We start from the raw sequence: 13,411 nt of genomic DNA, 5'->3' as shown, positions 1-13,411 counted from the left end.
GTTGATTAAAAAAGTTTTAATAGCCAACAGAGGTGAAATTGCTGTCCGGATCATCCGTGCCTGCAAAGAAATGGACATTGAGACGGTCGCCATTTATTCTGAAGCAGATAAAGAAGCCTTGCACGTCCAGCTGGCGGATGAAGCCTATTGTGTTGGACCTACATTAAGTAAAGACAGCTATTTGAGCTATACCAATATTTTAAGTCTGGCAATCCTGACACAGACGGATGCGATCCATCCAGGATACGGTTTCCTTTCTGAAAACGCAGAGTTCGCCGAGATGTGTGAAGAATGCAACATCACCTTCATTGGCCCATCCGCCTATGCCATTCAAAAAATGGGGACGAAAGATGTGGCCAGAGAAACGATGAGAGAAGCGGGAGTTCCGGTTGTACCCGGTTCCGCTGGAATCATCAGCAGCGAGGAAGAAGGCTTGAAGGTAGCGGACGACATCGGATATCCGGTCATCATCAAAGCGACAGCCGGCGGTGGAGGAAAAGGAATCCGTGTTGCCCGTAATGAAGATGATTTGAAAACAGGAATCCGCATGACCCAGCAGGAAGCGGAAACGGCGTTCGGCAACCCGGGCGTCTATATTGAGAAGTTCATCGAGGACTTCCGCCACGTGGAAATCCAGGTACTTGCCGATAACCACGGGAACGCTGTGCACCTGGGAGAGCGGGACTGTACGATCCAGCGCCGTCTTCAGAAGCTTATCGAAGAAACACCATCTCCGGCAATTTCCGAAAAGATGAGGAAGAAGATGGGCGATGCTGCCGTCAAAGCGGCTCTTGCTGTTAATTACTCAGGGGCCGGTACCGTAGAATTCATTTTCGATAAAGAGGCGGAATCCTTCTACTTTATGGAAATGAATACGCGTATTCAAGTAGAGCATCCGGTGACCGAGATGGTAACAGGTGTAGATCTTATTAAAGAGATGCTGCTGATTGCCAACGATGAAAAGCTTTCCTTTAAACAAGAAGACATTGAGTTTGAAGGCTGGTCCATTGAATGCCGGATCAATGCGGAGAATCCTTATAAAAACTTCATGCCTTCGGCAGGGAAAATTGATATGTACCTGCCGCCGGGAGGTCTCGGTGTGCGTGTGGATTCTGCAGCATACCCGGGGTATACCATCCCTCCCTATTACGATTCTATGGTGGCCAAGCTCATTACGTACGGCCGTGACAGAGATGAAGCCGTCCGTCGTATGAGACGTGCGCTCGATGAATTTGTCGTAGAGGGTGTCCATACAACGATTCCGTTCCACCAGCGTATGATGGAGCATGAAGTCTTTGTGAATGGCGACTTTAATACCAAGTTCCTTGAGAAATATTCGATTATGAAAGATGAAGCTTAAAAGGAGTGGTCATTAATGACTGATAAGCAATTGTTGAATGTGACAGATGGATCGACATTAGGCAATATTGAGATTGCTCCTGAAGTAATTGAAGTCATCGCGGGCATCGCCGTATCCGAAGTGGCAGGAGTTGCTTCAATGCGGGGGAACTTTGCCTCCGGTGTTGCAGAACGACTGGGCAAGAAAAATCACGGCAAGGGTGTCAAAGTGGAGTTGACAGAAAGCGGCATTTTGATTGACGCCTACGTCGTTATGGATTATGGCATCAGTATTCCTGATACCGCCCAGAAAATCCAGGACAATACCCGCCAGGCATTGAAAAATATGACAGCTCTTGAAATTAGTGAAATCAATGTGCACATCGTTGGTATCCAAATGGAGGGAGCAAAAGAAGAAGAAAACGAAACGGAAGCCTATTCATAGGAATCAGAAAGGGGAGACCCTTTCTGATTTTTCTTTTTGCACTAAGGAAACACCAGGCTGTATATCCCTGTTATCATGGCTTTTATCCAACTAAAATGTTATGATTCTAACGGATATTACCTTAAAGGAGAATGAACATGAAACGACGCACAGCACGAGAAAAAGCATTTCAGGCGCTTTTTCAAACGATTACAGAGGATATTGATACGGATGAGGCCATCCAGCACGTGGTAGAAGATCCAGAGGTGGATCCATTCCTGCACGATCTTGTCCACGGAGTCATGGACTACAGGGATGACCTGGATCAGTGGATTGCCGACCATTTGGACAACTGGACGTTCCCACGTCTTCCTAAAGTAGAGAAGACCGTTCTTCGAATGGCCGCGTATGAAATGAAACATAACGAAGATGTCCCGACACAAGTAGCAATCAACGAAGCAGTAGAACTTGCTAAAATCTTCGGCGAAGAAGATTCCGGGAAGTTCGTCAATGGCGTTTTATCCAAGATGATCTAACTTTGAACTGGGGGAATCGGAGATGGCAGCGGAAGTTATTTATGGAAAGCAGTTAGCGGAAGATTTACGGGAAGAGATGAAGCAGGAGGTGGCGGTGCTCCATGAAAAAGGTGTACACCCTAAACTGGTTGTCGTCATTATCGGAGAAGATCCTGCCTCAAAATCTTATGTAAAAGGGAAGCAGCGGGCTTCTGAAAAAGTAGGTATGGATTCTGATCTTATTGAACTTTCTGAGGAAACCTCTGAGCAGGAGCTTCTTGATTTGATCCATCGGTTGAACCAGGATGATACGGTTCATGGTATTCTGGTACAGCTTCCAGTTCCGGAGCATATTTCTGATCAGAAAATAATTGAAGCGATCGACCCTGGCAAGGATGTGGATGGTTTCCATCCTGAAAACGTTGGCAGAATGCTGACAGGCCAGGATACCTTTTTCCCCTGCACACCATATGGGATTATGGTGATGCTTGAACGTGCAGCTATTGTTGTGGAAGGGAAGCATGCCGTCATTGTAGGGCGCAGCAACCTCGTCGGTAAGCCTGTAGGGCAGCTTCTTCTCAATAAAAATGCAACGGTCACCCACTGCCACTCCCGGACAAAGGATTTAAAGTCTCATACGAAACAGGCAGATATTCTGATTGTAGCGGCAGGCAGACCGGGACTCGTAACCGGGGAACATGTGAAGGAAGGTGCTGTCGTCATTGATGTCGGAGTCAACCGTGTAAATGGTAAACTGACCGGCGATGTTGACTTTGAATCAGCTAAGGAATTGGCCTCCCATATCACTCCTGTTCCCAAAGGGGTGGGGCCGATGACCATTACCATGCTGCTCCACAATACCATTAAGGCGGCGAAGCAGATTCACCGCGTGTAAGGAGGCGTTGTCGTGCAGGACCAGTATTTGACGGTAACGGCTTTAACCAAATATATCAAACGGAAACTATCCGGCGATCCTCATTTGAAGACCGTATGGCTCAGAGGAGAAATTTCCAACTTCAAACATCATTCCAGAGGACACATGTATATGTCCTTAAAAGATGATCAGGCAAGAATTCAGGCGGTTATGTTTGCCGGAAGCAACCGCTCGCTGAAATTCATGCCTGAAAATGGGATGAATGTCCTCGTAAAAGGTGAGATCAACGTATACGAACCGATGGGGCAGTATCAGCTCTATATTAAGGAAATGCAGCCGGATGGAATCGGTGCCTTGTATTTTGCTTTTGAACAGCTGAAGGAGAAATTGGAGAAGGAAGGTCTGTTTGCTGAAGAACGTAAGAAAAAGCTTCCTACATATCCAAAGCATATCGGGGTGATCACTTCTCCTACCGGTGCGGCTGTCAGGGACATTTTGACAACGATTAAGCGACGCTATCCGATTGTACCGGTATCCATCCTTCCGGTTCTTGTCCAGGGGGAGCGCGCAGCAGAATCGGTATCCAACGCCATCCGGTACGCCAATGAGCATCTCGATTGCGACGTTTTAATCGTCGGCCGCGGCGGTGGATCTATTGAAGATCTTTGGGGATTCAATGAAGAAATAGTCGCCCGGGCGATTGCAGCATCGTCGATTCCCATTATTTCTGCCGTCGGTCACGAAACGGATACAACCATCAGTGATTTTGCTGCTGATTGGAGAGCACCGACGCCTACTGGGGCCGCAGAAGTAGCCGTCCCTTCCATTACGGAACTGAGGGAACAGGTGCAGCAGTTCAGACAGAGGCTCATAAGATCCATGGACGGACAGCGGACTGAATCCAGGCAGAAGCTGAACCGATTGAAAAAATCCTATGCGTTTAAGTATCCGGAACAGCTGATGCGTCAGAAAGAACAGGACCTGGACCGGGTGCTGGAACGTCTGACCAAACAGATGAACCGGCAGCAGACGAGCCGCCGTGAACAGCTGGGTTATCTAACCAAACGGCTGGAGCAGCAGGGGCCCGATAAAAAAATCAAAGAAGGAACTGAGTCTCTTCAAAGGGATACGAAACAGCTCCAAAAAGCTTTGGATACCATTGTCTCCCGGAAAAAAGACCGTTTCCATTCCACGCTGGATAAGCTGACCCTGCTGAATCCGCTTGAAATTATGAAACGCGGCTATGCCATTCCTTTTGATGAGGAAAATCAGGTCATTAAAAAGGCTGGTCAGGTGTCGGAGGGAAGCAGTCTTTCCCTTCAAGTCCAGGACGGTCTCATTCAATGTCAGGTTACATCGGTGAAGGAGGATGAACATGGAGGAAAATAAACAGGAAATCAGTTTTGAAGAAGCCATGAATCAGCTTGAGGAAATTGTCGAAAAGCTGGAAACCGGCGAAGTCCCCCTTGAGAAAGCTATTCAATACTATCAAGAGGGGATGAAGCTTTCAAAGGTATGCAGTGAAAAGCTCGGAACAGTGGAAGAGCAGATGCAGCAGATAATGAATGAACATGGGAATTTTGAACCTTTCACCGTACAGGAGGAAGAATAGCCTGTGGACTTGAAAGCTTATTTAACAGATAAACAAACGTTCATTAACGACCAGTTGACCATGTATGTAAGAGATTATACCGTCCCTGGCAGACTTCAGGATTCGATTCTTTATTCTATTGAGGCTGGTGGGAAAAGGCTGCGTCCTATTCTTCTTCTGGCCACGGCGGAAGCCTTTGGAGCTCCAGCGGGCAAAGGGTTGACCGCTGCCGCCGCTCTTGAAATGGTGCATACGTACTCCTTGATACATGACGACCTTCCAGCTATGGATGATGATGATACCAGGCGCGGGCTGCCTACCAATCATAAAAAATTCGATGAAGCGACAGCTATTCTTGCCGGAGATGCCCTGCTCACCATGAGTACCCAGCTGATTGCAGAAGACCCGTCTCTTGCACAGGAAGAAAAATTATTTCTTATTCAGGAGCTGACTAAAGCTGCCGGTCCAAGAGGTATGGTCGAAGGTCAGATGCAGGATATGCTGAGTGAAGGAAAAGAGATATCTCTCGAGTCTCTGGAAGCCATTCATAAAAACAAAACCGGCGAGCTGTTGAAATATGCGATCCGTGCAGGTGCAAAGCTTGGAAAGGCCTCAGAGCAATCCATGCAGCAGATGAGCGGAATGGCGGAAGCGCTCGGCCTTATTTTCCAGATCCAGGACGACATTCTGGATGTGACCGGCGATGCAGAAGTGATCGGTAAACCTGTAGGCAGTGATGTGGTGAATGATAAAAGTACCTATCCGGGTCTTCTCGGTCTGGACGGTGCAAAAGAGCAGAAGGATCATTACGTCAAAACAGCTGAGTCCGCTTTGACGGAAGCAGGTGTGGAAGGTACGGTTCTGTCACAACTTATTCACTATTTAAGTACGCGTGATCATTAATCGGAAGGATTTCGATTGAGGTGTGTGCTGAAATATGATATATTATTTTTACAAAAGGAATGGTGCAGTATTCTAGTCGGTCCTCCGTTCCTGAAGGCGGGCCTAAAAATCCGCCAAAGGGCACATCGATGAAGTTCCTTGTGTTGGCTTGAGGCGCCCAGCCTTGGGTCGATGCTGGGAGTTAAGGTCGCAGGGCGATCCACAAAGGCATGTGGGCGTTGACCCTGCTTCCGCGGAGGCCCATTCTTGTAACGGGCTCTGAGCCAGATACCGTTATGAAATGGGGTATGAACCTGCAGCATATGGAGTAACATCTATATGCGCAGCGTAGCCTGCCTTGAGTGGTTTTTGAGGGGATTACAGTCCATGAGACCCTGTGACTACAGATGGCCACTGTGGTCCTGGGACGTAAGCTGTATGAAATCACAACTGCAAAAGAGGCTAAGGAACGGTCAAAGGCTGTCGGGGAAATCCCCTAGACTGTTCTATGGACATAAAACGGGAATTATAGTGCGGACTGAGTGGCAATCTAGTCCAGTTATCGGAAACGAGGCTGAGTCGAGTTTAAAGGGGAACCGCCAGAGTGGTGACACTCGGTACTTGATTGGGAAAACCTACTAGACCTAAGCCGCAATTTTTACCCGTTTTGTGACCATTCCTTTCTGTTACATAATTAAATTATGATTATATATAGATATAGAGGGTAAGAATGGATAATAAATTAAAAAAAGCCGTAAATTTCAGTTTGAGTATTGCCGTTATCACATTTGTGTTAGCGGCTATTTTTTCAGTTATCTCTTCTTCCGTTTTAAGTGGAGTCATGTGGGTCATTGGACTGATCATTGTATTTATCATCGTGTTTACCGGTGTAGTCTTTGATATGCTTGGTATAGCAGCTACAGCTGCTGAAGAGAAGCCCTTCCATGCGATGGCTTCCGAGAAAGTCCCGGGCTCCAAGGAAGCTATTGCGATTGTCAGAAATGCGGATCGATTCGCAAGTTTCTGTAACGACGTTATAGGGGATATATCTGGTATAGTTAGTGGTACGGCCTCCACTGTCGTCGTACTTCAGCTTGCTTCGAGTTTCGGGTATACAGAAGGGTCTGCCGTCCAAATCGGTATTAACGTGGCCCTTACCAGTATCGTGGCAGCACTGACGGTGGGAGGAAAAGCCATTGGTAAATTCTTCGCCATCAATAAATCCACGCAGATTATCTTTTTTGCTGCCAGGGTGATTGCATGGTTAGAAAACAAATTAAATGTAAGAATTTTATCAAATGTCATGTCGTCCACTAAAAAATCAAGATAATTACAAGGGGGTCCTTCAATGGATCTGAGCAGAATCAACGACCCTTCGTTATTGAAGGATATGAATACGAAGCAATTGGAAGAATTTGCAGCAGAAGTGAGACAGTTTTTAATTGAAAACCTGGCCACAACAGGCGGCCACCTTGGTGCGAACCTGGGAGTAGTGGAGCTGACTCTGGCTCTTCATAAAGTATATAACAGTCCCGTCGACCGTCTTATATGGGATGTCGGGCACCAGTCATATATCCATAAGATTCTGACCGGCCGTGGAGGGCAGTTCGACACACTGCGGCAGTATAAGGGCTTGTGCGGCTTCCCGAAACGTGATGAAAGTGAGCATGATGTATGGGAAACCGGCCACAGTTCAACTTCGCTGTCCGCGGCCATGGGGATGGCTATTGCACGCGACTTGAAAAAACAGGACCATTCCATCCTTCCCATCATTGGTGATGGAGCCCTGACAGGCGGTATGGCGCTGGAGGCGCTGAACCATATCGGGCATGAGAAAAAGAATGTAACCGTTATCTTGAATGATAATGAAATGTCGATCGCTAAAAACGTAGGAGCCCTGCACGGGGCGCTCGGCCGGATGAGAAGTGCAGGGAAGTACAATCGTGCCAAGGATGATCTCGAATGGCTGCTGAAGAAGATTCCCGCCGTTGGAGGAAAACTCGCGCAGGCAGCAGAGCGCTTGAAGGACAGCATGAAGTACTTTGTTGTTCCGGGCATGTTCTTTGAAGAGCTCGGGTTTACGTATTACGGACCGGTGGATGGTCATGACTTTGAAGACTTGATGGAAAACCTGAACTATGCGAGAAAAACAGACGGACCTGTCATCGTTCATGTAATGACCAAGAAAGGGAAAGGGTATCATCCCGCCGAAACCGATGTGAAGGACAAGTGGCACGGTGTAGGTCCTTATAAAATCGAATCAGGAGAGAAAATCAAACCGGTCGATGCTCCTCCTGCGTGGAGCTCGGTTATCAGTGATGCGCTGATTAAAAAAGCACGGGAAGATGACCGCATAGTGGCTGTGACTCCTGCCATGATTCTCGGGTCCAAACTGGAAAAATTCGGCGAGGAATTCCCGGACCGTTTATTTGATGTAGGCATTGCCGAACAGCATGCTACCACGATGTCCGCCGGTCTTGCGACTCAGGGGATGAAGCCGTTCCTGGCCATTTATTCCACGTTCCTGCAGCGCGGTTATGATCAGGTGGTCCATGATGTGGCCCGTCAGAAATTGAATGTGATTTTCGGTATTGACCGCGCAGGACTCGTCGGAGCTGACGGAGAGACCCACCAGGGTGTGTTTGATATTGCATTCCTGAGGTCTGTTCCGAATATGATTATCAGCATGCCGAAAGATGAGGATGAAGCCCAGCATCTCGTTCATACAGCTGCAGAATATGAAGAGGGGCCTTTTGCAATCCGTTATCCGCGGGGGAACGCTAAAGGAATCGACACGGATAAACATATGAGGTCCATCCCCGTCGGCAGCTGGGAAATCCTGAAAGAGGGAACAGAGGCTGTCATCCTTACGTTTGGGACGACCATTGATGCAGCTCTTGATGCGGCGGGCCGTCTGGAAAAAGAAGGACGGTCTGTGCGGGTGGTGAATGCCCGTTACATCAAACCGATGGACGAGTCCATGCTGCATGATATGATGAAGCAGGGGCTGCCGATTCTGACAGTAGAGGAAGCGGTTCTTCAGGGAGGATTCGGTTCAGCAGTGCTTGAATTCGCTGAGGAAAACAATTACACCTCCCAATGGGTGCGCCGGATGGGCGTTCCAGACCGGTTCATTGAACACGGCAGTGTGCCAAAGCTCTGGGAAGAAATCGGATTGACCCCGGAAAACATGGTGAAAAACCTAAAAGAATTGATACCTACAAAACAACAGAGGGCATAAAAGATATGGGCAGAAAAGTACGTTTAGATGTATTACTTGTAGAAAAAGGCTATATAGAAACGCGTGAAAAAGCGAAACGAACCATCATGGCCGGACTTGTTTTTCATGAACAGGTCCGCCTTGATAAACCCGGCTTGAAGGTGGACGAGGATCTGGAGTTGATTGTTAAAGGCCGTCCCATTCCGTATGTCAGCCGCGGCGGATTGAAGCTTGAAAAAGCATTGAAGCACTTTGATCTTTCCGTTAAGGACAAGATTATGATTGATATCGGTTCATCCACAGGCGGTTTTACGGACTGTGCGCTTCAGAACGGAGCCAGACTCAGCTATGCCGTGGATGTTGGATATAATCAGCTTGACTGGCGTCTCCGCAATCATGACCAGGTGGTTGTTATGGAACGGACCAATTTCCGATATGTGACGAAAGAGGACCTTACACACGGTCAGCCGCAGTTTGCTTCCATCGATGTCTCCTTCATATCCCTTCGTATCATTCTGCCGGTTCTTGCTGAGATTCTGGAGCAGCAGGGAGATGTGGCAGCACTAATAAAACCACAGTTCGAAGCAGGTAGAGAACAGGTAGGGAAAAAAGGAATTGTGAGAGACCCTTCGATTCACAAAGAGGTCGTAAAAACAATTCTTGATTTTGCTTCTGATCACGGATATTCTGTTTATGGACTCACTTTTTCTCCGATTACCGGCGGGGATGGGAATATAGAATTCCTCGTCCATCTGCGGCTTGATGAAGGCAGCAGCAGTGGAGAACAGGTGGATATCGATGCTGTAGTCAAAGAAGCGCATGAGGCGCACAGCAGAAACGCATAATGAATGTAAAAGGGCTTAGCACAGGCCCTTTTCTTATGGAAGGACTTGAAACGGAGGATGGTCATGAACAAAGGACAACGTCACATCAAAATCAGGGAACTGATTACAAACGACGATATTGAAACCCAGGATGAGCTGGTCGATCGATTGAAGGGTATGGGATACAATGTCACCCAGGCAACCGTATCCCGCGATATCAAAGAACTACATCTTGTAAAGGTGCCGATGATGGATGGCCGGTACAAATACAGTCTCCCTGCAGATCAGCGCTTCAATCCGTTTGAAAAGCTGAAACGGCTCATGATGGATGCCTTTGTCAGTATAGATCGGGCCGGACATTTTATTATTTTGAAAACTCTGCCGGGAAACGCCAATGCTGTAGGTGCTCTCGTGGATAATCTGGAATGGGATGAAATTATGGGGACCATCTGCGGAGATGATACCTGCTTAATTATCTGCCGCAGTGAAGATCATACGGAGTCAATTAGTGAGCAGTTGCTAAATATGCTATAACTGAGGTGGATGGTTTCATGCTAACAGAGTTGTCTATTCGTGATTTTGCAATCATTGATGAGATCTCAATCACGTTCAAAGAAGGGTTGACTGTACTGACCGGTGAAACAGGTGCTGGTAAATCCATCATTATTGATGCGATCCAGCTTCTTTCCGGTGGTCGGGGATCCGTTGAATTTGTTCGTCATGGAACAAAAAAAGCTGAAATTGAAGGGTTGTTTACCGTGCAGCCTGAGCATCCGATCCATAAGGTCGGACAGGACTATGGTGTCGATATTGATGAGGACGGCATGGTTGTTCTTGAACGGACCATTACCCATCAGGGGAAAAGCATCTGCCGGGTGAATGGAAAACTGGTGACACTCGGGATCATGAGGGAGTTCGGACATTCCTTGATCGACATTCACAGCCAGCATGAGACGCAGTCGCTTATGGATCCTGACCGGCACGTCGAGCTTCTGGATGTATTTGCCGGTGAAGAGCTTCGTTCGGTCCTGGACGAGTATGAGAGCGTTTATGACAAGTACAGAACGATGAAGAAGCGCTATAAAGAATTGAGTGAGAATGAGCAGGAAATGGCTCAGCGTCTGGATCTGCTTGAATTTCAGCTGCGCGAGCTTCAAGGAGCTGAAATGCAGCCGCTTGAAGATGAAGAGCTTTCCGAAGAGCGGAAGAAACTCATGAATTTTGAGAAGGTGTACCAAGGCATTCATGATGCCTATTATTCTTTGTACGGGGAACAGCGCGGAATGGACTGGCTGAGTCATGCAATGACTTCTTTGGAAAGTACATCCGATGTGGATGAAAACCTTGCACAACTGTCGGAAGAAATGACGAACACGTATTACCTGATGGAAGAAATGACGTTTAAGCTGAGTAACCATATGGCAGAGCTTGAATTCGACCCTGAGAGACTCAACCAGATCGAATCCAGGCTGAACGAACTCAACCGTCTCAAGAAGAAGTACGGAGCTACGGTGGATGATATGCTTCAGTATGCTTCTCGGATTGAAGAGGAAATTGATGAAATCCGCAATAAAGATTCCCATTTGAGTAAGATGGAGAGTGAAATCGCCGATTTGTCCGAGGATGCTCTTCTTGAGGCGCAGGGGATGCGTGAAATCCGCGTGAAAGCTGCAGATCAGCTGGCTGAATTCATTCATGTAGAATTGAGAGACCTTTATCTGGAGAAAGCAGCCTTTGCTGTGGACCTGCAGACGAAACCGGGGAAACAAGGAGATCCGGAACTGGATGGTACTCCTGTCCAGCTGCTGCCAAACGGTATTGATTTAGTGAAATTCCTGATCACGACCAATCCCGGAGAGCCGCTGAAAGAACTACATAAAGTAGCATCCGGGGGTGAGATGTCCCGGATTATGCTTGCGTTGAAGCGGATTTTCTCGCGGCATCAGGGCATTACGAGCGTGATTTTTGATGAAGTGGATACAGGTGTCAGCGGAAGGGTGGCCCAGGCGATTGCTGAGAAGATTTACGGGATCTCTGAGGGATCGCAGGTGCTCTGTATTTCCCACCTTCCCCAGGTAGCAGCTATGGCGGATACTCATGTCCGGATTGAAAAGCGTGTGGAGGATGAGCGGACATCGACAGCAGCCAAGGAACTTACAATGGATGAAAAAGCTGACGAAATCTCCCGCATGATTACCGGAGCAGAATTAACCGCTACAACCGTTGAGCATGCGCGGGAACTGCTTACGATGGCAGATAAACATAAAAGTAAATCATTATGATGAACCTAAGCGCATGGACGAGTCCATGCGCTTTTGTTTGTTTTATCTTTTCCACCGACACACCTCTTTATACAACGTTTACCTATACGTTGGAGAATGTTTCAAAGCAAGGCAAACGGTACTATAATTACTCAGATTATGCTCGTTTAAAAAGGATTAAGGAAGACCACATTATAAGTAAGCCATTTAGTTGGTACTGGAGTACAAGGAGAGTGAACCCGTGAAAAATCAAGCCTTTAACTATATATGTGGTTCTGTTCTCCTGCTGTTTATGCTTATTTTGCCCTTTTATGCCCCTGTCCAGCACTATCTATCCATCCCGACAGAAGTAAAAGTCGGCGCCAGCCCTGATCAACCTTCTGTTGACCAGGAAGCGTGGACGGCGTTTTCGTCCACAAATGATCACGAAGTGTTTTATGAGTTTGCAGGTGTTCCGGTTAAAAAAACCAGCCTGGAGCCGTTCAAGGATATCCGGTTGATCCCCGGCGGTCAGTCGGTAGGTGTAGAGCTTCATACGAAAGGTGTGCTTGTCGTAGGGCACCACCTTGTAAACGGAAAAGGCGAACAACGGACTTCGCCAGGAGAAAAGGCGGAAATTCTCATCGGCGACATCCTGCTTGAAGGCAATGGAGAGGAAATTAACAGTATGGAGAAATTATCCTCCATCGTAAAGAAAACCGGGGAAAAGGAAGAACCCCTGAAACTGAAAATTAAACGGGGAAAGGAAATAACGACGACAAGCCTGACACCGGCCTACAACCCGCGGGAAAAGGAATATCAGATTGGTCTGTATATTCGTGATTCTGCAGCTGGGATAGGGACAATGACTTTTTATGATCCTGAAACGAAAAAGTATGGCGCTCTCGGTCATGTCATCTCGGATATGGATACGAAGAAGCCGATTGAAATTCATGAAGGCACCATTGTCAAATCGCAGGTCACCTCCATTGAAAAAGGAGCACAGGGCGTTCCGGGAGAGAAAAAAGCCAGGTTTTCCTTGAGGAACGACCGCCTCGGAATCATTACAAAAAACACGCCGTTCGGTATCTTTGGAACATTAGATGATGATATGACGAATGAGGAATATCCGGAGGGACTTCCGATCGGTTTCGCAGAACAGGTGGAAGAAGGCCCGGCTCAAATTATGACGGTCCTTGACGGGGAGAAAATGCAGACCTTTGATGTGGAAATTGTCAGCAATATGCCGAAGAAATCTGCGGTAACAAAAGGAATGATTGTCAAAATCACAGACCCTGAGCTTCTGGATAAAACGGGAGGGATTGTTCAGGGGATGAGTGGCAGCCCGATCATCCAGAATGGAAAAATCATCGGTGCCGTGACTCATGTGTTTGTCAACGATCCGACAAGCGGATATGGCGTCCATATAGAATGGATGCTTCAGGAAGCAGGTATTAACCTTCATGAAGAAGAACGGGAAAAGAAAGCAGGCTAGGAGCTCAT

The 13,411-nt window shown here is 47.5% G+C and carries 13 protein-coding genes; all 13 read left to right on the top strand.

Annotated elements, in window-relative coordinates; all coding sequences use genetic code 11:
• Position 1 precedes the first annotated feature (1 nt).
• Complete coding sequence (gene accC, locus ACXAD6_RS11315) at positions 2–1,360, top strand: acetyl-CoA carboxylase biotin carboxylase subunit (RefSeq protein WP_474968960.1); 1,359 nt, start codon at positions 2–4, stop codon at positions 1,358–1,360.
• A 15-nt stretch (positions 1,361–1,375) separates the two neighbouring features.
• Positions 1,376–1,783: an Asp23/Gls24 family envelope stress response protein gene (locus ACXAD6_RS11310; protein ID WP_474968959.1), complete on the top strand. Its 408-nt coding sequence runs from the start codon at positions 1,376–1,378 to the stop codon at positions 1,781–1,783.
• Between the two features lie 137 nt (positions 1,784–1,920).
• Complete coding sequence (nusB, locus tag ACXAD6_RS11305) at positions 1,921–2,298, top strand: transcription antitermination factor NusB (RefSeq protein ID WP_027955439.1); 378 nt, start codon at positions 1,921–1,923, stop codon at positions 2,296–2,298.
• A 22-nt stretch (positions 2,299–2,320) separates the two neighbouring features.
• Positions 2,321–3,172, top strand: a complete 852-nt coding sequence (folD, locus tag ACXAD6_RS11300) for a bifunctional methylenetetrahydrofolate dehydrogenase/methenyltetrahydrofolate cyclohydrolase FolD (protein ID WP_474968958.1) — start codon at positions 2,321–2,323, stop codon at positions 3,170–3,172.
• A gap of 12 nt (positions 3,173–3,184) precedes the next feature.
• Complete coding sequence (xseA, locus tag ACXAD6_RS11295; protein ID WP_474968957.1) at positions 3,185–4,540, top strand: exodeoxyribonuclease VII large subunit; 1,356 nt, start codon at positions 3,185–3,187, stop codon at positions 4,538–4,540.
• The gene (locus ACXAD6_RS11290; RefSeq protein ID WP_027955442.1) at positions 4,527–4,763 is read left to right on the top strand and encodes an exodeoxyribonuclease VII small subunit; all 237 of its coding nucleotides are present in this window, start codon (positions 4,527–4,529) and stop codon (positions 4,761–4,763) included. The genes xseA and ACXAD6_RS11290 overlap by 14 nt, the downstream gene beginning before the upstream one ends.
• Positions 4,764–4,772: 9 nt before the next feature.
• Positions 4,773–5,645, top strand: coding sequence for a polyprenyl synthetase family protein (locus ACXAD6_RS11285; RefSeq protein ID WP_474970415.1), 873 nt, complete (start codon positions 4,773–4,775; stop codon positions 5,643–5,645).
• Between the two features lie 709 nt (positions 5,646–6,354).
• Positions 6,355–6,954: a hypothetical protein gene (locus tag ACXAD6_RS11280; RefSeq protein WP_474968956.1), complete on the top strand. Its 600-nt coding sequence runs from the start codon at positions 6,355–6,357 to the stop codon at positions 6,952–6,954.
• Positions 6,955–6,972: 18 nt separating this feature from the next.
• The gene (gene dxs / locus ACXAD6_RS11275; RefSeq protein WP_474968955.1) at positions 6,973–8,865 is read left to right on the top strand and encodes a 1-deoxy-D-xylulose-5-phosphate synthase; all 1,893 of its coding nucleotides are present in this window, start codon (positions 6,973–6,975) and stop codon (positions 8,863–8,865) included.
• Positions 8,866–8,870: 5 nt separating this feature from the next.
• Entirely contained in the window at positions 8,871–9,689 is an 819-nt protein-coding gene (locus ACXAD6_RS11270; RefSeq protein WP_474968954.1) for a TlyA family RNA methyltransferase, read from the top strand.
• Between the two features lie 63 nt (positions 9,690–9,752).
• A complete protein-coding gene (gene ahrC / locus ACXAD6_RS11265; RefSeq protein ID WP_027955448.1) occupies positions 9,753–10,202 on the top strand; it encodes a transcriptional regulator AhrC/ArgR in 450 nt (149 codons plus the stop codon).
• Positions 10,203–10,219: 17 nt separating this feature from the next.
• The gene (gene recN / locus ACXAD6_RS11260; RefSeq protein ID WP_474968953.1) at positions 10,220–11,950 is read left to right on the top strand and encodes a DNA repair protein RecN; all 1,731 of its coding nucleotides are present in this window, start codon (positions 10,220–10,222) and stop codon (positions 11,948–11,950) included.
• 220 nt (positions 11,951–12,170) lie between these two features.
• Positions 12,171–13,403 carry a SpoIVB peptidase gene (gene spoIVB, locus ACXAD6_RS11255; protein WP_474968952.1) on the top strand — a complete coding sequence of 411 codons (1,233 nt, stop codon included), beginning with the start codon at positions 12,171–12,173 and terminating at the stop codon, positions 13,401–13,403.
• The last annotated feature ends 8 nt before the right edge of the window (positions 13,404–13,411 follow it).

This window comes from Halobacillus sp. ABH2_015, from assembly GCF_056158945.1.
This window is presented reverse-complemented; position numbering and strand designations above follow the sequence as displayed.

Coding starts and splice junctions, on each gene's coding strand:
- ACXAD6_RS11310 (WP_474968959.1), top strand. CDS start 1,376: ATGACTGATAAGCAATTGTTGAATGTGACAGATGGATCGACATTAGGC.
- dxs (WP_474968955.1), top strand. CDS start 6,973: ATGGATCTGAGCAGAATCAACGACCCTTCGTTATTGAAGGATATGAAT.
- nusB (WP_027955439.1), top strand. CDS start 1,921: ATGAAACGACGCACAGCACGAGAAAAAGCATTTCAGGCGCTTTTTCAA.
- ACXAD6_RS11280 (WP_474968956.1), top strand. CDS start 6,355: ATGGATAATAAATTAAAAAAAGCCGTAAATTTCAGTTTGAGTATTGCC.
- folD (WP_474968958.1), top strand. CDS start 2,321: ATGGCAGCGGAAGTTATTTATGGAAAGCAGTTAGCGGAAGATTTACGG.
- ACXAD6_RS11270 (WP_474968954.1), top strand. CDS start 8,871: ATGGGCAGAAAAGTACGTTTAGATGTATTACTTGTAGAAAAAGGCTAT.
- ACXAD6_RS11290 (WP_027955442.1), top strand. CDS start 4,527: ATGGAGGAAAATAAACAGGAAATCAGTTTTGAAGAAGCCATGAATCAG.
- ahrC (WP_027955448.1), top strand. CDS start 9,753: ATGAACAAAGGACAACGTCACATCAAAATCAGGGAACTGATTACAAAC.
- recN (WP_474968953.1), top strand. CDS start 10,220: ATGCTAACAGAGTTGTCTATTCGTGATTTTGCAATCATTGATGAGATC.